Source organism: Azonexus caeni (assembly GCF_048146105.1).
GTDB lineage: Bacteria > Pseudomonadota > Gammaproteobacteria > Burkholderiales > Rhodocyclaceae > Azonexus > Azonexus aromaticus_B.
In genome coordinates this window covers 61325-82561 of record NZ_JBKJAD010000011.1, presented here as the reverse complement: position 1 = coordinate 82561, position 21237 = coordinate 61325, and the positions used below count along the sequence as shown (strand labels likewise).

Annotated in this window: 21 protein-coding genes; 9 read left to right on the top strand and 12 right to left on the bottom strand. The window is 67.2% G+C overall.

Annotated elements, in window-relative coordinates:
- Nucleotides 1-22 precede the first annotated feature (22 nt).
- The gene (gene lolD, locus ACLIIZ_RS12125) at nt 23-703 is read right to left on the bottom strand and encodes a lipoprotein-releasing ABC transporter ATP-binding protein LolD (RefSeq protein WP_416692400.1); all 681 of its coding nucleotides are present in this window, start codon (nt 701-703) and stop codon (nt 23-25) included.
- On the bottom strand, nt 696-1943 hold the full coding sequence (locus ACLIIZ_RS12120; RefSeq protein ID WP_416692399.1) for a lipoprotein-releasing ABC transporter permease subunit: 1248 nt from the start codon (nt 1941-1943) through the stop codon (nt 696-698). Before ACLIIZ_RS12120 ends, lolD begins: the two co-directional genes overlap by 8 nt.
- Nucleotides 1944-2025: 82 nt before the next feature.
- Here ACLIIZ_RS12120 and ACLIIZ_RS12115 point away from each other — a divergent pair, with 82 nt between their 5' ends.
- Genes ACLIIZ_RS12115 through ACLIIZ_RS12105 form a run of 3 tightly spaced genes read left to right on the top strand, consistent with a single transcriptional unit; the run spans nt 2026 to nt 3637 of the window.
- Nucleotides 2026-2340, top strand: a complete 315-nt coding sequence (locus tag ACLIIZ_RS12115) for a YbjQ family protein (protein WP_416692398.1) — start codon at nt 2026-2028, stop codon at nt 2338-2340.
- Between the two features lie 4 nt (nt 2341-2344).
- A complete protein-coding gene (locus ACLIIZ_RS12110) occupies nt 2345-2791 on the top strand; it encodes a YbjQ family protein (RefSeq protein WP_416692396.1) in 447 nt (148 codons plus the stop codon).
- Between the two features lie 3 nt (nt 2792-2794).
- Entirely contained in the window at nt 2795-3637 is an 843-nt protein-coding gene (locus ACLIIZ_RS12105) for a M48 family metallopeptidase (RefSeq protein ID WP_416692395.1), read from the top strand.
- Here the strand turns inward: ACLIIZ_RS12105 and ACLIIZ_RS12100 are convergent.
- Entirely contained in the window at nt 3586-3804 is a 219-nt protein-coding gene (locus tag ACLIIZ_RS12100; protein ID WP_416692394.1) for a hypothetical protein, read from the bottom strand. The genes ACLIIZ_RS12105 and ACLIIZ_RS12100 overlap by 52 nt on opposite strands.
- Nucleotides 3805-3908: 104 nt before the next feature.
- On the opposite strand from ACLIIZ_RS12100, the gene ACLIIZ_RS12095 reads away from it, so the two are divergent.
- Nucleotides 3909-4952 carry a LysR family transcriptional regulator gene (locus tag ACLIIZ_RS12095; protein WP_416692393.1) on the top strand — a complete coding sequence of 348 codons (1044 nt, stop codon included), beginning with the start codon at nt 3909-3911 and terminating at the stop codon, nt 4950-4952.
- On the opposite strand, the gene nudC is transcribed toward ACLIIZ_RS12095, so the two are convergent.
- From nudC to ACLIIZ_RS12075, 4 genes are all read right to left on the bottom strand, one after another.
- Entirely contained in the window at nt 4949-5707 is a 759-nt protein-coding gene (gene nudC / locus ACLIIZ_RS12090) for an NAD(+) diphosphatase (protein WP_416692392.1), read from the bottom strand. The two genes, ACLIIZ_RS12095 and nudC, sit on opposite strands and share 4 nt — an antisense overlap.
- A gap of 46 nt (nt 5708-5753) precedes the next feature.
- Nucleotides 5754-6611, bottom strand: coding sequence for a DUF4349 domain-containing protein (locus ACLIIZ_RS12085; RefSeq protein WP_416692391.1), 858 nt, complete (start codon nt 6609-6611; stop codon nt 5754-5756).
- Nucleotides 6612-6737: 126 nt separating this feature from the next.
- A complete protein-coding gene (locus ACLIIZ_RS12080) occupies nt 6738-7001 on the bottom strand; it encodes a hypothetical protein (protein WP_416692390.1) in 264 nt (87 codons plus the stop codon).
- Nucleotides 7002-7063: 62 nt separating this feature from the next.
- Nucleotides 7064-8272: an MFS transporter gene (locus ACLIIZ_RS12075; RefSeq protein WP_416692389.1), complete on the bottom strand. Its 1209-nt coding sequence runs from the start codon at nt 8270-8272 to the stop codon at nt 7064-7066.
- A 100-nt stretch (nt 8273-8372) separates the two neighbouring features.
- Here ACLIIZ_RS12075 and ACLIIZ_RS12070 point away from each other — a divergent pair, with 100 nt between their 5' ends.
- The 4 genes from ACLIIZ_RS12070 to ACLIIZ_RS12055 all read left to right on the top strand — a co-directional run bounded on the left by ACLIIZ_RS12070 (nt 8373) and on the right by ACLIIZ_RS12055 (nt 11988).
- The gene (locus ACLIIZ_RS12070; protein ID WP_416692387.1) at nt 8373-8543 is read left to right on the top strand and encodes a hypothetical protein; all 171 of its coding nucleotides are present in this window, start codon (nt 8373-8375) and stop codon (nt 8541-8543) included.
- A gap of 57 nt (nt 8544-8600) precedes the next feature.
- Complete coding sequence (locus ACLIIZ_RS12065) at nt 8601-9632, top strand: hypothetical protein (protein WP_416692386.1); 1032 nt, start codon at nt 8601-8603, stop codon at nt 9630-9632.
- A complete protein-coding gene (gene recJ / locus ACLIIZ_RS12060; RefSeq protein WP_416692385.1) occupies nt 9629-11317 on the top strand; it encodes a single-stranded-DNA-specific exonuclease RecJ in 1689 nt (562 codons plus the stop codon). Before ACLIIZ_RS12065 ends, recJ begins: the two co-directional genes overlap by 4 nt.
- 95 nt (nt 11318-11412) lie before the next feature.
- Nucleotides 11413-11988: a cold shock domain-containing protein gene (locus ACLIIZ_RS12055; protein ID WP_416692383.1), complete on the top strand. Its 576-nt coding sequence runs from the start codon at nt 11413-11415 to the stop codon at nt 11986-11988.
- A gap of 16 nt (nt 11989-12004) precedes the next feature.
- On the opposite strand, the gene pcaC is transcribed toward ACLIIZ_RS12055, so the two are convergent.
- From pcaC to ACLIIZ_RS12025, 5 genes are all read right to left on the bottom strand, one after another.
- On the bottom strand, nt 12005-12385 hold the full coding sequence (pcaC, locus tag ACLIIZ_RS12050; protein WP_416692382.1) for a 4-carboxymuconolactone decarboxylase: 381 nt from the start codon (nt 12383-12385) through the stop codon (nt 12005-12007).
- On the bottom strand, nt 12382-13764 hold the full coding sequence (locus ACLIIZ_RS21235) for a 3-oxoacid CoA-transferase (protein WP_465221446.1): 1383 nt from the start codon (nt 13762-13764) through the stop codon (nt 12382-12384). Before ACLIIZ_RS21235 ends, pcaC begins: the two co-directional genes overlap by 4 nt.
- A 70-nt stretch (nt 13765-13834) precedes the next feature.
- Nucleotides 13835-14341, bottom strand: a complete 507-nt coding sequence (locus ACLIIZ_RS12035) for an acetone carboxylase subunit gamma (RefSeq protein WP_416692381.1) — start codon at nt 14339-14341, stop codon at nt 13835-13837.
- A 22-nt stretch (nt 14342-14363) separates the two neighbouring features.
- Nucleotides 14364-16685, bottom strand: coding sequence for a hydantoinase B/oxoprolinase family protein (locus ACLIIZ_RS12030; protein WP_416692380.1), 2322 nt, complete (start codon nt 16683-16685; stop codon nt 14364-14366).
- A gap of 11 nt (nt 16686-16696) precedes the next feature.
- Nucleotides 16697-18841 (bottom strand): hydantoinase/oxoprolinase family protein, encoded by a 2145-nt coding sequence (locus ACLIIZ_RS12025; protein ID WP_416692379.1) that lies wholly within the window; start codon nt 18839-18841, stop codon nt 16697-16699.
- A gap of 361 nt (nt 18842-19202) precedes the next feature.
- On the opposite strand from ACLIIZ_RS12025, the gene ACLIIZ_RS12020 reads away from it, so the two are divergent.
- The gene (locus tag ACLIIZ_RS12020; RefSeq protein ID WP_416692378.1) at nt 19203-21185 is read left to right on the top strand and encodes a sigma-54-dependent Fis family transcriptional regulator; all 1983 of its coding nucleotides are present in this window, start codon (nt 19203-19205) and stop codon (nt 21183-21185) included.
- Nucleotides 21186-21237 lie beyond the last annotated feature (52 nt).

The following is a 21237-nucleotide window of genomic DNA, read 5'->3' as shown; positions in this document are numbered from 1 at the left end:
ACCGAAAAATGTCCAATGAATATCAAGCGGAGAGCAATTTCCCGTCGTTCAGTTCGATCATCGCATCGGCCCTGGCGGCCAGCCCGCGGTCATGGGTGACCATGACCAGGCTGGCGCCCTGACGCCGCACGTGCTCGAGCAGCAGTTCGAAGACGCCGGCAGCGGTATGACTGTCGAGATTGCCGGTCGGTTCATCGGCAAGGATGCACGACGGCCGACTGACCAGCGCGCGGGCGATTGCCGCGCGCTGCCTTTCGCCACCGGAAAGCTCCCCCGGCCGGTGTTCCAGGCGGTGGCCGAGGCCGACCGCGGCGAGCATCGCCGCCGCCTGTTCAAGCGCCGTGCCGCGTTCGCAGCGGCGGATCAGCAGCGGCATGGCGACGTTCTCCAGCGCCGAGAACTCGGGCAGCAGGTGGTGGAACTGGTAAACGAAACCGAGGTGGCGGTTGCGCCAGTCGCCGCGATCGACCTCGTTCAAGGCCGAGAAATCGCGCCCCATCAGCGACACCGTGCCGGCGCTCGGCGCATCCAGCCCGCCCAGCAGATGCAGCAAGGTGCTCTTGCCGGAGCCGGAAGCGCCGACCACGGCCAGCGTGGTGCCGGCGGCAACGCTGAGGTCGATGCCGGCCAGCACCGCCACGTCGAGCCCGCCGCCACGGAAGGTCTTGGCCAGGCCCTCGGCCTGCAGGATGATTTCACTCATAGCGCAGCGCCTCCGCCGGATTGACCCGCGCCGCCCGCCAACTCGGGTAGAGCGTCGCCAGCAACGAGAGCACGAAGGCGATCAGGGTGACGCCCCAGACGTCGCTCCACAGCAGTTCGGACGGCAGGTCGGAAATGTAATAGACGTCCTTGGCCAGGAACTGGATGCCGAGCAGGCGCTCGAGCGCCGGCACCACGACGTCGACGTTGAGCGCCAGCGCGACGCCGCCGGCGACGCCGAGCGCCAGGCCGATGCAGCCGACCAGCGCGCCCTGGATCATGAACACCGCCATGATCGAGCGCGGCCGGGCGCCGAGCGTGCGCAGGATGGCGATGTCGGCCTGCTTGTCGGTGACCGCCATGACCAGCGTGGACACCAGGTTGAAGGCGGCGACGGCGACGATCAGCGAGAGGATGATGAACATCATCGTCTTCTCGATCTGCACGGCGCGGAAGAAGTTGGCGTGGCTCTTGGTCCAGTCGTGGATGTAGGCGTCGGCGTTGATGTAGGCGACCAGCTCGCGGGCGATGCGCGGTGCCTTGAACAGGTCATCGACCTTCAGACGCACGCCGCTCACCTGCTCGCCCATCTGGTACAGGCGCTGCGCGTCCTGCAGGTGGATCAGCGCCAGCCCCGAGTCGTACTCGTACATGCCGACCTCGAAGATGCCGACCACCTTGAACGAGCGCACGCGCGGCACCACGCCGGCCGGCGTCACCGTTCCCTGCGGCGCGATCAGCGTCACCTTGTCGCCGGTGAACACGTGCAGCGAGCGCGCCAGGTCGGCGCCGAGGACGACGCCGAACTCGCCGGGCTTGAGGTCGTCAAGGCTGCCGCTCTTGATCGTGCTGCGGAAGTCGGCGACGCGGTCCTCGAGTTCGGGGACGATGCCGCGGATCAGCGCGCCCTTGACCTCGCCGTCAACCGAGAACATCCCCTGCGACTGGACGAAGGGCGCCGTCGCCCGCACTTCCGGGTGTTTCTCGACGCCGGCGGCGATCGACTGCCAGTGGTCGAGCCCGCCGTCGATGCCGGTGACCTGGATGTGCGAGGCGACGCCGAGGATGCGCGTGCGCAGTTCCTTCTGGAAACCGTTCATCACCGAGAGGACGACGATCAACGCAGCGACACCAAGACCGATGCCGGCCATCGAGATCATCGAGATGAAGGAAATGAAGTGGTTGCGACGCTTGGCGCGCGTGTAGCGCAAGCCGATCAGCAACTCGTAGGGTAATGACATGCGTGTTCCCGCAACGCAACAAAACCGCTATGGTACACGCACCCGGAAAGCCCGGCCCAGCAACCTGTTGAGGAAATTCGCAATGATCGTCACCAATATCGAGACCGTTCCCGGCAAAACCATCGTCAAGCACCTCGGCCTGGTCAACGGCAGCACGGTCCGCTCCAAGCACGTCGGCCGCGACCTGATGGCCGGCCTGAAGAACATCTTCGGCGGCGAACTGAAGGGCTACACCGAACTGCTCACCGAATCGCGCGAGGAAGCGCTGCAGCGCATGCTCGACCAGGCCAAGGCGATCGGCGCCAACGCCGTGGTCAATGTCCGCTTCTCGACCTCGTCGGTCGCCGCCGGCGCCGCCGAACTGTTCGCCTACGGCACCGCCGTCGTCGTGGAATGACGCGATGTTCGACCTGATCCTGTTTCTGGTCCTGCTGCTGCTCGGCTTCGTCTTCGGACAGATCGCCGAAAAGCGACATTTCAAGTCGATCATCGAGCGCGAGAAGACGCTGCGCGACATCCTCGTCTTCTCCGAACGGCGCATCCCGGACGAAGAACGCCTGGAAGGCATCCTGGTCTGCGGCAGCGTCGTCGTCTCGGTCGATTTCTTCAAGCGCTTCGTCGCCAACCTGCGCAACCTGGTCGGCGGCCGCGTCAGTTCCTACGAATCGCTGCTCGAACGCGCCCGCCGCGAAGCCGTCCTGCGCATGAAGGAAGAAGCGCGACGCAAGGGGGCGAGCGGCATCTGGAACCTGCGCCTGGAAACCGCGTCGATCTACAAGGGGGCGGCACAAAGCGTCGGCGCCGTCGAAGTCGTCGCCTACGGCACCGCCGTCCGGGAGCGCCGCTGAAGCATGAGCGAGTACGAAAACCGCGAGGTGCCGGAAGGCATCAACGTCAGCCCGACGCATCCGCTGAAGGATTTCGCGCTGCTCGTCGGTGGCAGCAGCGCCGTCATCCTGGTTGCCGTGCTCGCGCTATCGCTGCTCGCCGGCCAGCTTGCCCGGCACATCCCGTTCGCCCAGGAACGGGCGCTCGCCGCCAGCCTCGGCCGCTGGCTGCCGGCGGCCCCGGCAAAGCCGGGCGAGCGCCAGCGGCACGACTACCTGCAGGCGCTCGCCGACGGGCTGGCGGCCGACATGCGGCTGCCGCCGGAAATGACGCTGACCGTCCATTACGCCGACACCGACACGGTCAATGCAATGGCGACGCTGGGCGGCCACATCGTCGTCTTCCAAGGGCTGATCGACACCCTGCCCAGCGAGAACGCGCTGGCCATGGTGCTGGCCCATGAAATCGCCCACGTCCGGCACCGCGATCCGGTCGTCGCCATGGGGCGCGGCTTCGCCGTCGCCCTGGCGCTGGCCAGTTTTTCCGGCGTCGGCGACGGCGTCCTGCAGCAATGGCTGGGCGGCGTCGGCATGCTGCCCATCCTGTCGTTCAGCCGTGCTCAGGAAGAAGCCGCCGATGCCGCCGCGCTGCAGGCGGTACTGCAGCGTTACGGGCATGTCGGCGATGCCGCCGCCTTCTTCGAGCAAGTCGCCCGCCGGCAGTCGATGCCGTCCGGGCCGACGCTGCTGCAGACGCATCCGGACACCGAAAAACGCATCGCGGCAATCCGCACCTTCGCCGCAGCACACGCCGCTCAGACGCCATCGGCGGCACGCCCCCTGCCCGCCTTCATGCGCGCGGAGTGAAGGAAGCCGGAAAACAAGCGCCGCCGCATACGCCCCGGACCGGCCAGCAGCCAGTCGAGCGCCGCATCGATCGCGGCGCGACGCAGCGCCGCAGCCTCGATCAGCGCCGCCGCGTAGATGCGGTCAAGCTGTTCGGGTGACGGCCGTGAGATTGGGGAATCGGACATGATTGACTCCAGGCGTGATGACGGTTTGAACTCTATTGTGCAAACCGACACCCGGAAACCGATGAAATCGCTGATTGCTTTTGCATTATTTGCAAAAGCAGTTCATGCCGACCATACTTGTCGGCATGCAGCTCAATCTTGACGATGCCGACCTGTTCATCCGCGTTGCCGAACTCGGCACGCTGTCGGCCGCGGCGCGCGAACGCAACGAACCGGTCAGCCAGGTATCGCGGGCGATTGCCCGCATCGAATCGGCACTTGGCGTGCGCCTGCTGCACCGGACGACGCACGGCCTCTCGCTGACCGACGAGGGCGACAGCTTCCTCGAACACGCGCGCCGCATGCTCGACATCGCAGCCGAGATGGAAGGCCAGTTCACCGGTCGCCTGGCCGGACCGAGCGGCCTGGTACGCATCAGCGTCAGCCCGATTCTCGCCCAGCTGGTCATCGTCCCCGCGCTGCCCGGGCTTTACCGGCGCCACCCCGGCCTGCAGGTCGACATCCTGGCCGACGACCGTGTCACCGACCTCGCCCGCGACGGCATTGACCTCGCCATCCGCGCCGGCGTCGACAACGCGGAAAGCCTGGTCGTCCGCCAGCTCGGCGAACACGGACGCAGCCTCTACGCGGCCCCGGCCTATCTGGCAGCTTTCGGCACACCGGCAACACCCGCCGATCTCGCCGGACATCGCCTGATCGCCAACAGCGCCAGCCAGTCACTCAACCGCTGGCCCTTCCGTGCCTTTGCGCCGAGCCCGACGCCCTGGGACAGCAAGGCCGGCCACTGGCTCAAGCCGAGCCGCGAGCGAACGCCCGGCGCCGCTGGCGGAATCCTGCAGGTCAAGGGACACACCCGGGCCGACAGCACCGCGATCGTCCTCGAACTGGCCCTGGCCGGCATCGGCATCGCCCGCCTCAACGAGCTGCTGGTCTCGCCACTGGTACGCGCTGACCGCCTCCGTCCAGTTCTGGAGGAATACACGGAACGCGAACTCCTCCCCGTCTACGCGGTGATGCTGCAGGAACGCCACCGCCTGCCCAAGGTCCGCGCCTGCGTCGATTTCTGGCTGGAGTACTTTGCCGCGCTGCGCTCGCACCGCGACCACGAGACAAACGCCGTCCCGCTGCTTACTGTGAACACGCCCTAGGCAGCCAGCGCCGCGTCGATCAGCCGGCGGGCGATGCTCACCGGGTCCGGCAAGGCCGGCAGCGCGTCCGGCGCGAACCAGGCGGCGTCCTCGATCTCGTCCGGCTGGGGAACGATGTCGCCGCCCGCGTAATCGGCGAAAAAGGCGATCATCAGCGAATTCGGGAAAGGCCACGGCTGGCTGGCGAAGTAGCGAAGGTTTGCGATCTCAAGCCCGACTTCCTCGCGCACCTCGCGCGCCGCGCATTGCTCCAGCGTTTCCCCGGGTTCGACAAAACCGGCCAGCGCGCTGTAGACGCCTTCCTTGAAATGCGGGCTGCGCGCCAGCAGCAGGCGTTCGCCGTCGCGCACCAGCACCATCACCGCCGGCGACAGCCGCGGATAGACGACCAGCCCGCAGGCCGGGCAGCGCATCGCGAATTCCTCGCCGAGGCGCGCGGTCGGCGTGCCGCAACTGCCGCAATGACGGTGGTTGGCCTGCCAGTCGAGGAGTTGCGTCGCCCGCCCGGCAAAAGCGAACACCTCCATCCCGGCCAGGCCGTGCAGCGCCCGCAGGGAGACCGGTTCGCCGCCAGCGAGCGCCGGCCAGTCGGCGACATCGAGCGCCCGACAGGGCCGGCCGGCGATTTCGCCGACCGCCAGCCCGCTGGCCGGCAGACCGAAATCCGCCGCCGTACCGAAAGGAAAAGGCCAGTCGCCGGGCACGGTGAACAAACGGTGCTGGCAACGCAGTATCCAGTAAACGGCCTCGTTCATCGCTCGACTCCGGGGAAAAAGGGCTGGAAGTTTAACGCGGCGGCGCTCAAGCCGCCGCCTTCGGCGCCGACTTCCGGAAACGCCGCCAGAGCAGGCGGGCCAGCCCGCCGAGCAACAGGAAGGCGATGCTCCACGGAATGAGGTAGGCAATCGCCGTGATCGCGCCCGACATGCCGCGCGCCAGGTTATCGACAAACTCGTCCAGCGCGTCGCGCACCGGCCGCCAGGACGAGGTGACACCGGTCGCCGAAATCGACAGGCGCAGCACCTCGGTATTCACGCGTTGCAGGTCGTGGGCGCGGGCGCCGCTGATTTCCTCGATTTGTGCCTGCGTCTGGGCCAGTTCCCGGTTCACCGTGATCATCGCGTCGATATCGCCGCTCGCCTTGTTGCGCAGGGCTTCGAGCTTGCCGCGATAGTCGTTCAACATGGCCAGCTTCTTGGCCGAATCTTCAAGCGGACCGGCCAGGTCCTCCGCCGTCGTCGACTGGCTGGCGACCCTGCCCTGGGCGCTCAGGGCGCTCATCAGTTGCCGGATGCCGGCCGGCTTGGCGCGCAGGGTGATCTGCGCATAACTACCTCGCCCCGTGCCGATGCGCGATTCGAGGATGACGCATTGCTCGGCCGCCGCAGCCAGACAGGCGGCTTCGGCCTGCTGGTGCACTGCGGCGACGCGTTCCTCGGCCACCTCAAGTTTGATGGTGTGCTCGTAGGCCATGTAGCGACGCGGACTGTCGGCGGCTGCCGGTACGCTTTGCTCAGCAGGGGCGCGCTCGACTGACGCCTGGCTATCGGCTTCGTGCTTGCTGCCGCAGCCGGCGAGGATGAAGAAAGCGAAAACGATCGGCAGCGAACGCAGCGCGTGCTCCCGGAAAAACACGGTCAATGCGGTAGGGGATGTCATGGGATTCCAGCAAATGTTTGCGGCAACGCGACTGCGCCACCCGGCACTCTGCGATGCGGATTATGCCGTTTGAAAACCCCGAAAGGAAACGACAGCGGCTGCCATGCCGCACTCCCCGGAGCGTGCCTAGTCGAGGACGAAAACCATGCCGAGCACGCCGAACGACAAGGTCTGGTCGCCCGCCGTGGTGTAGGAAGCGACGCCCAGGCTGTGGTAGTTGGAAGCGAAGGCCACCAGCGTACCGACGCCGAGTACGGCGTTGAGTTGGCTGCGCTCGGCGAGCGCAGCCTTGATCTTGTCGCGATGCCGATCGGCCGACGGGTTGAGCAAGAAGGCGGCGCCCAGCAGGGCGGCACCGAAGACGGCACCGGTCAGGAAAGGACGGCTCATGGAGGACTCCGCAGGAGGGTGAAACGTGGTCGAGGAAAGGACGCAGTCCGGCGTCCCCGGCTTCAGCTCGCGGCCCGCGTATGCATGGCGATGCGGGCAACCCAGGCGACCGCCAGCAGGTTGGCCGCCATCGCAATGTAGCCCACCAGCCGGTAGCCGCTCAAGTGGCCCGCCGCATCGACCTCGATCAGGGCGCCGCCAAGGGTGGTCGCCAGGCCCATCGCCAATGCCTGGACGGTGCCGTTGAGCGACATGAAGGTGCCGCGCAGGCGCGGCTGGGCCGCCGAGGTGACGATCGCCATGGCGGGAATCATGCGTCCCGAGATCAGCACGAAGAAGCTGGTCGAGCAGACCAGCCAGCCCCACAGCGGCAAGTGTCCGGCGTGGGTGACGAGCAGCAGCGGCAACAGCGCCGCCAAGGCCAGCCGGCGATAGACCGCCACCTTGCCGCGGCGGTCGGCCCAGCGGCCGATGGCGCGGGCGCTGAAGAAAGTGGCGGCGCCACCGACCAGGTAAACGAGGGGAATCTCGGACTGGGCGATGCCGACGTTGCCGACCGCCTGGATCGTGATGTAGGGAATCACCATGAACCCGGAAAAGATGACCAGCGCCGAAAACAGCAGGGCGCGTCTATGGTTGCCTTCCTTCATCACCTCGCCGGCCGCCGCCAGCGGATGCGCCCGCGCGCCGAGATGGCCATGCAGTTCCGGCAGGCAGCGTCGGCCGACGGCGATGCAGACGGCGGCGATCGCCGCCACCAGCACGAAGGGCGCGTGCCAGCCGAGGTGGTTGGCCAGCCACAGCGACAGCGGCACGCCGGCGATGGTCGAGATCGAGAAGGCGCTGGCGACGACGCCGGTCGCCTGGGCCCGGCGGGAAAAGGGAACGGCGTCGCCGATCATCGTCTGCACCAGCGCCCCGAGCAGGCCGCCGAAGGTCCCGGCCAGCCCGCGCGCCACCAGCAGCGTGGCGTAACCCGGCGCCAGCGCGCAGGCCAGCGTTGCCAGCCCGAACAGCGCGACGACGACGAGCAGCAGGCGCTTGCGTTCGAAACGGTCAACAAAAGTGGCGCCGAGCAGGCCGGCCGCCGCCGCGCTGAAGCTGTAAGAGGCGACCAGGAAGCCGAACTCGCCCGCGTTGATGGCGAAAGCCCGCATCAGGATCGGCCCGAGCGGCATCATGATCATGAAATCGAGGATATGGCCGAACTGGATGGCGGCCAGGACCAGCAGGAGCAGGCGTTCGTTGCGCGGAGTCAGTTCAGTCGTCATCGGCGGGCAGGATTGCGGGGGACGCCAAGGATACGCGGCAAGGTGGCGGACCGGTAGCGCGGGATTGTCAGCAGCGTAGCCGGGGGCTTACCATGCGGCGATGCATTTCGCCCTTCTCTTCCTGATCCTGGCGGCACTCGCCGCTACCCTGTTCCCTGACTGGGGCTGGCCGACGGTGCTCGGCAGCGCCTTCGCCGCCGTCGTCGTCCTGCGCCTCTTGCTGATGCTCGGCGGCCGCCGCGGCAAATCGGCCGACGACGCCGCGAACTGAGCCGGCCGGCCGCCGCGCGGTGGTAAACTCGCGGCTTCCCCTGCCCCGAGTTTCGCCGTGCGCCTCACCCTGCTCGTCCCCGAACTGATCTGGCCCGAACCGGGCGACACGCAAACCCTCGCCGAGCTGAGCACCCCGGCCTTCGCCTGGCTCGACGGGCACGCCGCCTTCAGCCGCGGCGAGCCGCTGGCCGTCGAATCCGCGCTGCTCGAACAATTCGGCATCGCCGACGCCGGCAGTGCCGCTTTCCGCCGCCTCGGCGAAACCGACGCCAACCAGGAAGACGGCCACTGGCTGTGCGCCGACCCGGTGCACCTGCGCTTTCACCACGAACGCATCGTGCTCGCCGACGCCGGCGCCTTCGACATCGACGCCGCCGAGGCGCAGGCGCTGGTCGGCGCGCTCAACACCGAGTTCGCCGAGATCGGCGTCTTCCACGCGGCGACGCCGCGGCGCTGGTACCTGCGCCTGCATGCCGCGGTCGACCACGTTGCCGCACCGCTCTCCGCGGTCGCCGGCCGGCGCATGGACAGCGACCTGAGCGACAAGACTTCGCCGCTGCACCGCTGGCTCAACGAGGTGCAGATGTTCCTCCACCTGCACCCGGTCAACGCCGCGCGCGCCGCCGCCGGCAAGCCGGCGATCAACAGCCTCTGGCTGTGGGGCAACGGCCCGGCGGCGACGCCGGCCAGCGGCCCGGACGCCGTTTTCGCCGACGACCCGCTGGCGCGCGGCCTCGCCCGCGCCGCCGGCGTTGCCGCACAGGCGCTGCCGGCCGACGCCGAAGCCGTCCTCGGCAGCGGCGCACAACGGCCGCTGGTCGTCGTCGACACGCTGCTGCCGACCGTGCTCTACGAAGACCCGGACGGCTGGCGGCGCGCCTGCGAACGCTTCGACGCCGACTGGCTGGCGCCGATCCAGAAGCGTCTCGGCAAGACCGTCAGGGAGCTCGTCGTCGTCGCGCCGACCATCTACGGCCGCCTGCAATGGACGCTCGCCGCTGGCGAGCGCTGGAAGTTCTGGAAATCCGGCCGCAGCCCGCAACAAGTCGCCCTGGCGCTGGCCGGGCCGCAAGGAAAAGCATCTTGACCCGTATCGTCACCCGCAGCGCGCCGCCGCGCACCGTCTGGCAACTTGAACAGCAAGGCCTGCATCCCCTGCTCGCCCGGCTCTACGCCGCGCGCGGCGTCACCGACAAGGCCGAACTCGACTACGAACTGAAATCGCTGTTGCCGCCGGCCGCGCTGACCCACGCGACCGACGCCGCCAGCCTGCTCGCCGACGCCATCGAGGCCGAGGCAAAGCTGCTGATCATCGGCGACTACGACTGCGACGGCGCCACCGCCACCGCCGTCGGCATGCGCGCCTTGAAGGCGCTCGGTGCCGATGTCGATTTCCTGCTGCCCGACCGCTTCAAGCTCGGCTACGGGCTGTCGCCGGAGATCGTCGATGTCGCCGCGCAGCAATCGCCCGACCTGATCATCACCGTCGACAACGGCATCGCCAGCCTCGAAGGCGTCGCCCGCGCCCAGCAGCACGGCATCGCCACGCTGATCACCGACCATCACCTGCCCGGCGAATCACTCCCTGACGCCGACTGCATCGTCAATCCCAACCAGCCCGGCTGCGACTTCCCGTCGAAGTGCATCGCCGGCGTCGGCGTGATGTTCTACGTGATGCTGGCGCTGCGCGCCGAACTGCGCGAGCGCGGCTGGTTCGCCGAGCGCCCCGAGCCCAACTTCGCCGATCTGCTCGATCTGGTCGCGCTCGGCACCGTCGCCGACGTCGTCAAGCTCGACCGCAACAACCGCATCCTGGTCAGCCAGGGTTTGAAGCGCATGCGCGCCGGCCGCCTGCAACCGGGCATCGCGGCGCTGTTCAAGGCCGCCGGGCGCGATGCGCGCAAGGCCACCGCCTTCGACCTCGGCTTCCTGATCGGGCCGCGCCTGAACGCCGCCGGCCGGCTCGCCGACATGCGCCTGGGCGTCGAATGCCTGCTCACCGACGACCCGGCGCGGGCGCTCAACATCGCCCAGGAACTCGACAACCTGAACCGCGAACGCCGCGAAATCGAGTCCGGCATGCAGGAACAGGCGCTGGCGCTGCTGGAAACGATGGACGTCGACGCCGCCGCGCCCGGCGTCGCCCTCTTCGACCCGGACTGGCACGAGGGCGTCGTCGGCATCCTCGCCTCGCGCATCAAGGATAAGCTGCACCGGCCGGTGTTCGCCTTCGCGCAAAGCGAGGGTGGCATCGTCAAGGGCTCCGGCCGCTCGATCCCCGGCCTGCACCTGCGCGACGCACTCGACCTCGTCGCCAAGCGCGCCCCCGGCCTGCTCGTCCGCTTCGGCGGCCACGCCATGGCCGCCGGCGCCACCATCAAAGCCGGCGATTTCGAGCGCTTTCAGGCGCTGTTCGCCGAAGTCGCCGGCGAACTCCTCGCCCCGTCCGACCTCACCCGCACGCTGGAAACCGACGGCCCGCTCGAAGGCGGCTACATCAGCCTGGAAACCGCCAAGCTGCTGGAAAACGAAATCTGGGGCCAGGGCTTCCCGGCACCACTGTTCTGCGACGAGTTCGAAGTCGAACAACAGCGCGTGCTCAAGGAAAAACACCTGAAGCTACGTCTGAAGAAGGGCAACAGCCGGATCGAGGCGATCCAGTTCAACTTCGCCAGCCAGCCCGGCTACAACACCCGCGCCGCCTACCGGCTGTCGGTCAACGAATACATGGGCGTCGAGACGCCGCAGTTGATGATCGAGTATCTGGAGTAGTCGTCTGTCCGGCGTGCTCGCGGGGTTCTGGAAAAACAATTGCGCGACGCAAACCCGCTCGCCATAATCGGCCGTCCTGAACCAGCTGAACCAGCATGCGCATCGAAGGCAAGCTCAAACAATGGAATGACGACCGTGGATTCGGCTTCATCGCGCCGAATGGCGGCGGTCCGGAAGTGTTCGTGCACATCTCGGCCTTCCCGCGCGACGGCATCCGCCCGCGCATCGGCGAGCGCCTGAGCTTCGAGATCGAAACTGGCGCCGACGGCAAGAAGCAGGCGAAACGGCTGCTCTGTCATGATCGGACGACGGTCGGACAAGCGGCGCAGCGCGCCCGGCCGCCGCGGCGCGCTGAAAAACCCGGCGGGACGAGCTGGCTCGGACGGCTGTTGCCGGCGCTGCTGATCGCCGGGGTCGGCTACTACGGCTATAACACCTACCTCCAGCGCCAGCAGTTCGCCACATCGGCGGACCCTGCGCCTCGGCGGGAAACCGCTGTACCCCGGAGCGCAATCCCCGAACCCGCCGCCCAAAGCTTCCGCTGCGACGGGCGCCAGCACTGTTCACAGATGACCTCGTGCGCCGAAGCGGAGTATTTCCTGCGTTACTGTCCGAACGTAATAATGGACGGTGACAACGACGGCCGGCCTTGCGAAACCGGTCCCTGCTGACAGCAACCGCCCGCCCCTACCCCGCCTCACCGGCCAGCAGCACGCTTTCCGCCACGCGCAGCGCTTCGGCGGCGAGCGGGACGCCGCAGTAGACGGCGGCCTGCAGCAGGACTTCGCGGATTTCCTCAATGCTGGCGCCGTTGTTGCGGGCGCCGCGCAGGTGCCCGGCCAGTTCGTGGCTGCGGCCCTGCGCGGTGAGGAAAGCCAGGGTGACCAGGCTGCGGCTTTTCAGGTCGAGCCCCGGCCGGCTCCAGATGCTGCCCCAGGCGCAGCGGGTGATGAACTCCTGCAGCGGGGCGGCGAAGTCGCTGACTTCGCCGAGCGCCCGGTCGACATGGGCAGCGCCCATCACCTGGCGGCGGATGGCGAGACCGCGCCGATAGTCCGGATCGATCATGCCGCAGCCTCCTCCGGCGCCAGTTCGGACACGCCGGGCGCGACGGCGAACGGACAGGCCGTTTTGTTGCGCACCTCGGCCAGCGTCGCGCCGGGCTGCAGTTCGAGCAGGGTCAAACCGTCGTCGCCAACGGAAAAAACGGCGAGATCGGTGACGATCATGTCGACGACGCCGCGCCCGGTCAGCGGCAGCGTGCATTGCGCCAGGATCTTCGGCGAACCGTCCTTGGCGCAATGCTCCATCAGCACGATCACGCGGCCGACGCCGGACACCAGGTCCATGGCGCCGCCTGGTCCCTTGACCATCTTGCCCGGCACCATCCAGTTGGCGAGGTCGCCGTACTGCGAGACTTCGAGCGCGCCGAGGATCGAGAGGTCGATATGACCGCCGCGGATCATTGCGAAGGAGTCGGCGCTGGAAAAGAAGCTGCTGCCCGGCAGGCTGCTGATGGTCTGCTTGCCGGCGTTGATCAGATCGGCGTCGATGGCATCGGGCGGCGGAAAGGGGCCGATGCCGAGCAGGCCGTTCTCCGATTGCAGGGTGACCCGCATACCGGCCGGGATGTGGTTGGCGACCAGGGTCGGAATGCCGATGCCGAGATTGACGTAGTAGCCGTCGCGCAGTTCGCGCGCCGCCCGCCGTGCCATCGCGTCGCGTACCGGGTCGGCGCGCACTGGCGAGGCGGCACCGGCGACGGTACGGAACTCGATGCGCTTCTCGTAGCGCTCGCCCTGGACGATGCGGTCGACGTAGATGCCGGGCGTGTGGATGTGGTCGGGATCGAGTTCGCCGGGTTCAACCAGTTCCTCGACCTCGGCGACGGTCAGGCGGCCGCAGGTGGCGATCATCGGGTTGAAGTTGCGCGCCGTCTTGCGAAAGACCAGGTTGCCGTCGCGGTCGCCCTTCCATGCCTTGACGATGGCGACATCGGCGCGGATCGCCGGTTCCAGTACGTATTCGCGGCCGTCGAAGCGGCGCGTCTCCTTGCCTTCGGCGAGCAGCGTGCCGGCCGCCGTCCGGGTGTAGAAGCCGGGGATGCCGGCGCCACCGGCGCGCAGGCGCTCGGCCAGCGTGCCTTGCGGCACCAGTTCGAGGTCCAGCTCGCCGGCCAGCACCTGGCGTTCGAATTCCTTGTTCTCGCCGACATACGAGGCGATCACCTTCTTCACCTGCCGCGTCTTCAACAGCGGCCCCATGCCGAAGTCGTCGACGCCGGCGTTGTTGCCGACGATGGTCAGGTTGCGGGTCCCCGATTCGCGCAGCGCGCCGATCAGGTTCTCCGGGATGCCGCACAGGCCGAAACCGCCGGCGGCCAGGGTCATGCCGTCGAACAGCAGCCCGTCGAGGGCGGCGGCGGCATTTTCATAGACTTTGCTCATTGCGTTGCTGCTCCGAAATCGTCGAAAAAGCCCCGGGGGCGGCCATCACCCGCCCCCGGGGCAGCGCCGCTTAGTCGGCGCGTTCCGGCACCGGCAGGTGCATCCATTCCTTGTAGAAGGCTTCGATATCCGGCTCGAAGTCATGGATCACCGGGTACCACGGGGTCGGGGCCTCGACGTCGTGCATGGCGCCGCATTGCGGGCAGTAGTACTCGCGGTACACCTGCCACTCGGTGTCCGGGGCCATCAGCTTGGGATAGACCTCGGTCATCGCCTCTTCGGTGCGGCGCACGTAGACCAGGGCGTTGAGCTTCCAGTTTTCGCGGTAGTCGCCGAAGACGTGGCCGCAGTCGCACTGGGTCACCCACTTCTTGGTCTGGACCTGCTGCACGATGTAGAGATGCGGGCCGAGCGGCAGGATGATGCGGTCCGGGAAATCGACCTTGGCCTGCAGCGCCGCCAGGTATTGCTCGAAGCGACCGTGGTCCTTGGGCATCGACAGCATGCGGAAGGTGGTTTCCCAGTCCAGCGTGCCCTCGACGAGGTGGGCGACCTGTTCGTTGGTGTATGTAGACATTTCTGACTCCTTGATACGGTGATTACTCTTCGACCTGGACGACGGTAGTGACGTCCGGCAGCAGCGACAGGTCCATGCGGTGCTTGGAACCGTAGGTAGGCACGTCCAGCTCGTCCTCGAGCAGTTGCCAGTCGGCCGGCAGATGCCAGAAGTCCTTGAACTGCTTGGTGAACTTCTCGGACAGCGCGAAGCTGGTGGCGAACATGTGCTTGACCTGGGTCGAGGCGTGCTTGTTGAGGATGCGCTCGCGTTCCGCCTTCATCCATTCGCGGGTCGGCAGCGCGCGGGCCAGGCGTTCCTTGCGGATCTGGGTACGGCGTTCGGCGGTCTTGGCGACATCGACGGTGAACACGCCGTTGTCTTCGCTGAACACCGCGCCATAGACCTTCTGGGCGTATTCCGGGAGCAGGAACTTCTGGTTGAGATCGGCCTCGATCGCCTTCGGCTCGCGGTCGATCGGATCGCCGAAGCCGGGGCCGCCGCGCAGGTAGTTGAGGTAGAGGTCGTGGTTGGCGTAGCAGTCCTCGGTGGTGATGCACTGCTTGTCGCGCTTGACCGTGGCGGTGGCGTCGAGGTGGCGCTCGTAGTCCGGGTTGGACGGGTCGAGGTCGGCGCCCAGCGGCAGCGAATCGCCGATGGCGATGCGGTTTTCCAGCCCGGTCTTGTGCGCTTCGAAACGGTAGCCGGTGGCCGACGGGTAACCGCCCATCATGCCCCAGTCGCTGTTCATGAAGCCGTTGCCCATGAAGAACATCGTCCAGTCCTGGGCGTTCCACACCATGCGCAGCGTCTCGAAGCCGCAGCCGCCGCGATACTTGCCGTAGCCGCCGGAGTTGGCCTTGACGTTGCGGCCGAGGTAGAGAAGCGGCTCGGCCATTTCCCAGATCTCGATGTCGCCCATGTCGCCTTCCGGGTTCCAGATGGCGGCGGCGTGGTTCAGGCCGTCCTTGACGGCGCAGGCGCCGGTCCCGCAGCTCGAAGCCTCGAAGCTGTTCACCGCGTGGATTTCGCCGTCCTGGTTGATGCCGCCGCCCTGCAGCCAGTTCGAGGTGTTGGCGTTGCCGGCATTGACCTCTTCCAGGTAACCCCGGCTGAAGTAGGACTGGCTCAAACCGCGCCACAGCGCCGCCCAGCCGGAGACCAGGAAGTGCCAGGCATAGGCGTGGCCGGTGCGGCGGTCGTCCGGGTTGCACCAGGTGCCCTTGGGCAGGCGGAACTCGGTGGCGTAGTAGGCGCCGTCGTTGATGCGCTGGGTCGGGACCAGGGTCTGGCACATCATCACCCAGATGCCGGAGGTGAAGGCGACCTGGTGGGCGTTGAAGGTATGCCAGCCCCAGCGGCTGGCGCCCTCGAAGTCGAGGCGCCACTTGCCGTCTGGCTTGATCGTCATCTCGCACGGCGAGTGCATGATCGAGTCGAGCTTGGCGAAGGCGTTGGAGACCTGTACGTCGTCGTGCTTGTACGGCACATCGACGAACGAGACCTTGCGGTACTTGCCGGGCAGGGTCATCGCCTTGATCCGGCTCATCAGGCCGCGGCGGCCTTCCTCGATGACTTCGAAGGCGAACTTCTCGTAGGCCTCGATGCCGTCGGCGCGGATCACTTCCTCGACCAGTTCGCGGATCATGTGGCAGCCGGCGATGCGGGTCTTCTCGTCGAGAATCCAGTACTTCGGCGTGCGTACCGAGCGTTGCGATTCGTGCAGCCAGTCGCGCAGCGGCTCGTCGTTGATGCCGGTCTTGCGGCAGGTGATCATGTAGCCGTCGCCGAAGCGCTGGGTCTGGCCGGTGGACATCGAACCCGGCGTCACCGAGCCGGTGTCGATGACGTGGGTGACGCCGCCGACCCAGCCGATCAGCTTGCCGTCCCAGAAGATCGGCACGATGGTGGCGATGTCGCAGGGGTGAACGTTGCCGATGGCGCAGTCGTTGGTCGTGAACATGTCGCCCGGGTTGATGCCGGGGTTGGCTTCCCAGTTGTTCTCGATCATGTACTTGATCGCTGCGCCCATGGTGCCGACGTGGATGATGATCCCGGTCGAGGTCAGCACGCAGTCGCCGGCCGCGTTGTAGAGCGTGAAGCAGAGTTCGCCTTCCTGCTCGACGATGGGGCTGGCAGCGATCTTCTTGGCGGTTTCGCGGGCATGCACCAGCCCGCCGCGCAGCTTGGAGAACAGCTTTTCATAGCCGATCGGGTCGCTGTCGCGGAATTCCAGCTTTTCCAGGCCGTTGTAGCAGCCACTGGCCTTGGTCCGCGCGATGATGCCGTCGCGGTACTGCTTGAGGGTCTGGCCGTTCTGCAGCAGGTCGGCGAAACCGATTTCCTTTTTGCTCATCATGTTCATGGTGGGTCTCCTTATTTCACTTCCTTGAGGTGGAACAGCCGATGCTTGTCCACCGTGGTCTCGAAACCGTCCGGCACGACGAAGGTGGTGGCGTCGGATTCGATGATCGCGGGGCCGACGATGTGGTTGCCGGCCTTCAGGCTTTCCATCTTCCACAGCGCGGCGTCGACCCAGCGCTTGTGGCGGTAGAAGGGGCGCGTGCCGAGGTAGGCTTCCTTGGGCGGCGTCGGGCCGGCGTCCGGGTCTTCCGGCAGCACCGGTTTTTGCGTGACGACCATGCCGCGCAGGATGGCGCCGGTGATCGAGAAGCCGAGTTCCGGCGAGCGCGCGCTGTTGGCGTAAACCCGGCCGTAGGTGGTCTCGAAGGCATCGACGATCTGGTCCCAGTCGGCGGCGGTGGCGGCGCTGGTCACCGGCGAGACGATTTCCAGGTCGTTCAACTGGCCCATGTACTGCATCTTGTAGCCGGGGATCAGGATGACGTCCGCGGGCTTGTAGCCGTTCAACACGAACTCGTCGATGACCTTGACCGCCAGTTCGCCCCAGGCTTCCTGCAGCGTCCGGCAGGCGGCCGCCTTGGTTTCGGGGGCGGCGAGCTGGGCGACGCCGAGGTCGACCGACTTGTCGTAGCGGTACTCGAAGTCGGCGCAGGCGCAGCCGAAAGCCGAGAAGCCGGCGGCCCAGGCGGGGACCACGACGTCCTTGAAGCCGACGCCCTCGGTGTAGCCGTAGGTATGCACCGGGCCGGCGCCGCCGTAGGAGAAGCAGGTGAACTCGGCCGGGTTGTAGCCCTTGGCGCTGATGTTGGCGCGCAGGTATTCGGACAGGGTCAGGTCGAGCAGTTCGATGACGCCGGCCGCCGCGTCTTCGACCGACAGGCCGAGTGGGTCGGCGATCTGCGCCTTGATGTGGTCGCGGGCGCGCTGCACGTCGAGCTTGATCGCGCCGCCCAGGAAGTTTTCCGGGTTCAGGTAGCCGAGCACGACGTGGCAGTCGGAGACGGAAACCGTGTCCAGCCCGCTTTCCGGCCAGCAGGTACCGACGCGATAACCGGCGGAATCCGGGCCGAGCTTGATCGACTTGCTGTACGGATCGAGGCGAACGAAGCTGCCGGCACCGGCGCCGACCGAATCCATGGCGACCAGCGGCAGCGACAGCACCAGGCGGGCCATGTCGGGGTCGGACTTGATCGCGAAGTTGCCCTTGGTGATCAGCGCCACGTCGAAGCTGGTGCCGCCGATGTCGGAACAGGCGATGTTCTCGTCGCCGAGCGCCTCGCCCAAGAGCTTGGAGCCGATGACGCCGCCAATCGGCCCGGAGACGATGGTGCGCGCCAGTTCCTTGGCCTTCCAGCTGATCGTGCCGCCGTGCGTGGCCATCACCCGCAGGTCGAACTTGGCACCGTGCTTCTTGAAGCGGTCGCTGACCTTCTTCAGCGTCTGGCGCGACGGTTCGGCGCCGTAGGCTTCGAGGATGGTGGTGTTCATCCGGTGGCTTTCCTTGCGCGACGGGTAGTAATCCACCGAGGCGAAGACCGGGATGTCGACCTTGAGCTTCTGCAGTTCGTCCCTCGCCACGTCGCGGGCACGCTGCTCGCTGCTTTCGTTCTTGTGCGACTGGAGCAGGCAGATGACGATCGCTTGCGAGCCGGCCTCGACCAGTTCGCGGACGGCCTGGCGCACTTCGTCCTCGCGCAGCGGAATGACTACCTTGCCCTGCACGTCGGTGCGCTCGGTGACGCCGCGGGTGCGCGAAACCGGCACCAGCGGCTCGTCGTAGCGGTGGGTGTTGAGGTGGATGCGATCTTCCAGCGCGTAGCCGAGGTAGCTCTGCAGGGCGCGGCCCATCGAGTGAATCTGCTCGAAACCCTTGTTGCAGATCAGGCCGACGTCGAGCCCCTTGCGCATCAGGATGCGGTTCAACATCGCGGTGCCGGAATAGACGCAGGTCGCCAGTTCCGGGTAGACGTCGTCGACGCTGCGGTTCCAGTGCGCCAGCGCGTCCTGCGACGAGTTGAAGATGGCGAGCGACTCGTCGCCCGGATTGCTTTGCGCCTTACCGACGACGAAACGGCCGTCGGCACGGACAAAGAAGGTGTCAGTCATCGTGCCGCCGGCATCGATTCCCATCACCTGGACGGTGGATTGTTGTTGCATGTTGCCTCCTGTATTTGGTGTGTGCATGGGGGGCTTCCCCACGCTTCCCTTATGGCAAGGGCCGGGCCAGGCCCTGCACACGGCCATCCGCCAGGCGAAAATCCGTTTGCGAATCAGTGGCTTGAAAGCACCGACTGGATGCCGCCCAGCCCCCCGCGCCGACTGTCCGCCACTGTCCGTTTTCACGACGAACGGACGCCGCTGTCCGGAATCCGGACACTTTTCCGGCCCCGTGCTGCGCCGCACAAGCCATTGATCCATAAGGAATTTATTGACATATCCCGACAAGCCGACTAGGGTTACGCAATGGTTTATCGCTTCACCTAATCAAAAAACCAACAGCCAACGAGATCGACGCCCCATGCCTTTTTCCCAATGCGGCTCACTGGTTCCCCGGATTGGCGACGAGAACGTCGTCGCCACCGCCTGGGAACGTTTCCTGCAAGATCGGCCGTGGTCCGGCGGCGGCGTGCGCGACGTGGTTCTCGATTCCTGGCAGCGCTGCCGCTCGGAAGCCGTCGACCCGGCGCTGCGCAGCGCGCCGGGCGCCGCCAGCGAACGCCTGCGCCAGTTGCAATGGCAGAACCGCGACCTGTGCGCGGCGGCACGCCCGGTACTCGACGGCTTGCGCGACATCCTGCGCGAATGCGGCACCCTGATCATGCTGTGCGACCAGAGCGGCACCATCATCGACCTCAACGGCGAAACCCGAGCCCGTAGCGCCGGCGAGGACATCAACCTGGCGACCGGCGGTTGCTGGAGCGAAGCGGTGATCGGCACCAACGCCATCGGCACCGCGATCGCCACCGCCGCCCCGGTGCAGATCTACGCCAGCGAGCATTTCTGCATGGACGTCAAGCGCTGGACCTGCGCCGCAGCGCCCATCCTCGACCCGCTGGCGCGCACCCTGCTCGGCGTGGTCGACGTCTCCGGCGTCAAGGAAAGTTTCCACGGCCATACCCTGGCCCTGGTGATGGCCGCCGCCAAGCAGATCGAAGGCGAACTGGCGCGCCACGACGGCCTGCTGCACGGCCGCCTGCTGGCCCGGGCGATCGACGACTTTTCCCGCTACGCGAGCGACTGCGTCGTCCTCTTCGATCATCGCGGCCGGGTGGTCAAAACGACCGGCAGCGTCCAGAGCGCCCGCGAACAGCACGGCGTCCGCCTGCCTTTCGAGATCGGTGGCCAGGTACCGGGGCTGAACCTGGCGCAGCCCGAACTCGACCGCCGCCAGCAGCGCCCGGAGTGGCTGCGCCCGGAATGGCAGCGCCTGATCCGCGACGAAGACGGCGAACTCGGCACCCTGCTGGTGATCCCGCTCGGCGCCGCGCGCCGGCCGCCGGCACCGAGCAGCGTAAAACCGGCGGCTGCACCGGAGGAAACCGATCCCTTCGCCGAAATCATCGGCAGCAGCGAGAGCCTGCGCATGGCCAAGAGCCGCGCCCGGCGCATCGCCCCGCTCGACCTGCCGGTGCTGCTGCTCGGCGAAACCGGCGCCGGCAAGGAATTGTTCGCCCGCGCCGTGCATCGCTCGGGCAGCCGTCCGGGCGGGCCCTTCGTCGCCGTCAATTGCGGCGCCCTGACCCGCGAACTGCTGGCCAGCGAGCTGTTCGGCTACAGCGAGGGCGCCTTCACCGGCGCGCGCAAGGGCGGCCTGCCCGGCAAGTTCGAGCAGGCCGACGGCGGCACCCTGTTCCTCGACGAAATCGGCGAAATGCCGCTCGACATGCAACCGCACCTGCTGCGCGTGCTGCAGGACGGCATCGTCGTCCGCCTCGGCGACACCCGCGAACGCAAGGTTGCGGTACGCATCGTCGCCGCCACCAACCGGGACCTGCTGGCCGAAGTCGAGGCCGGGCGCTTCCGCGAGGACCTCTTCCACCGCCTGTGCGTGGTCAGCCTGAAACTGCCCGCCCTGCGCGAGCGCCCGGGCGACATCGAGGCGGTGATCGCCCATCTCAACGAACGCCTGGCCGGCAAGTACGGTTGCCCGCCGAAACAGCTTTCGCCGGGCGCCCGCGAAGCCCTGTTGCGCTACCGCTGGCCGGGCAACATCCGCGAACTGCAGAACGTCTTCGAAGCGATGTTCGCCCTGAGCGAGGGTGAGGCCATCGACGACAGCCTGCTGCCGCCGCACATCGCCGCCGACATGCTGGCCGCACCGCCCGCCGCCGCCCTGCCCGCCTTGCCCGGACGGCTGGAGGACCTCGAGCAGGAGGCGATCCAGCTCGCCATCAGCCGCGCCAACGGCAACCTCTCGCGCGCCGCGCGCGCCCTGGGCATCGCCCGCAGCACGTTGTACGTCAAGCTGGCGGCGATCAAGGACGGCGCCGCCGCCCGTTGAGGCACCCTGTCGGCAGCTGGCGGCGCCCACGCGCGCCGCCTTCATCCTGCCG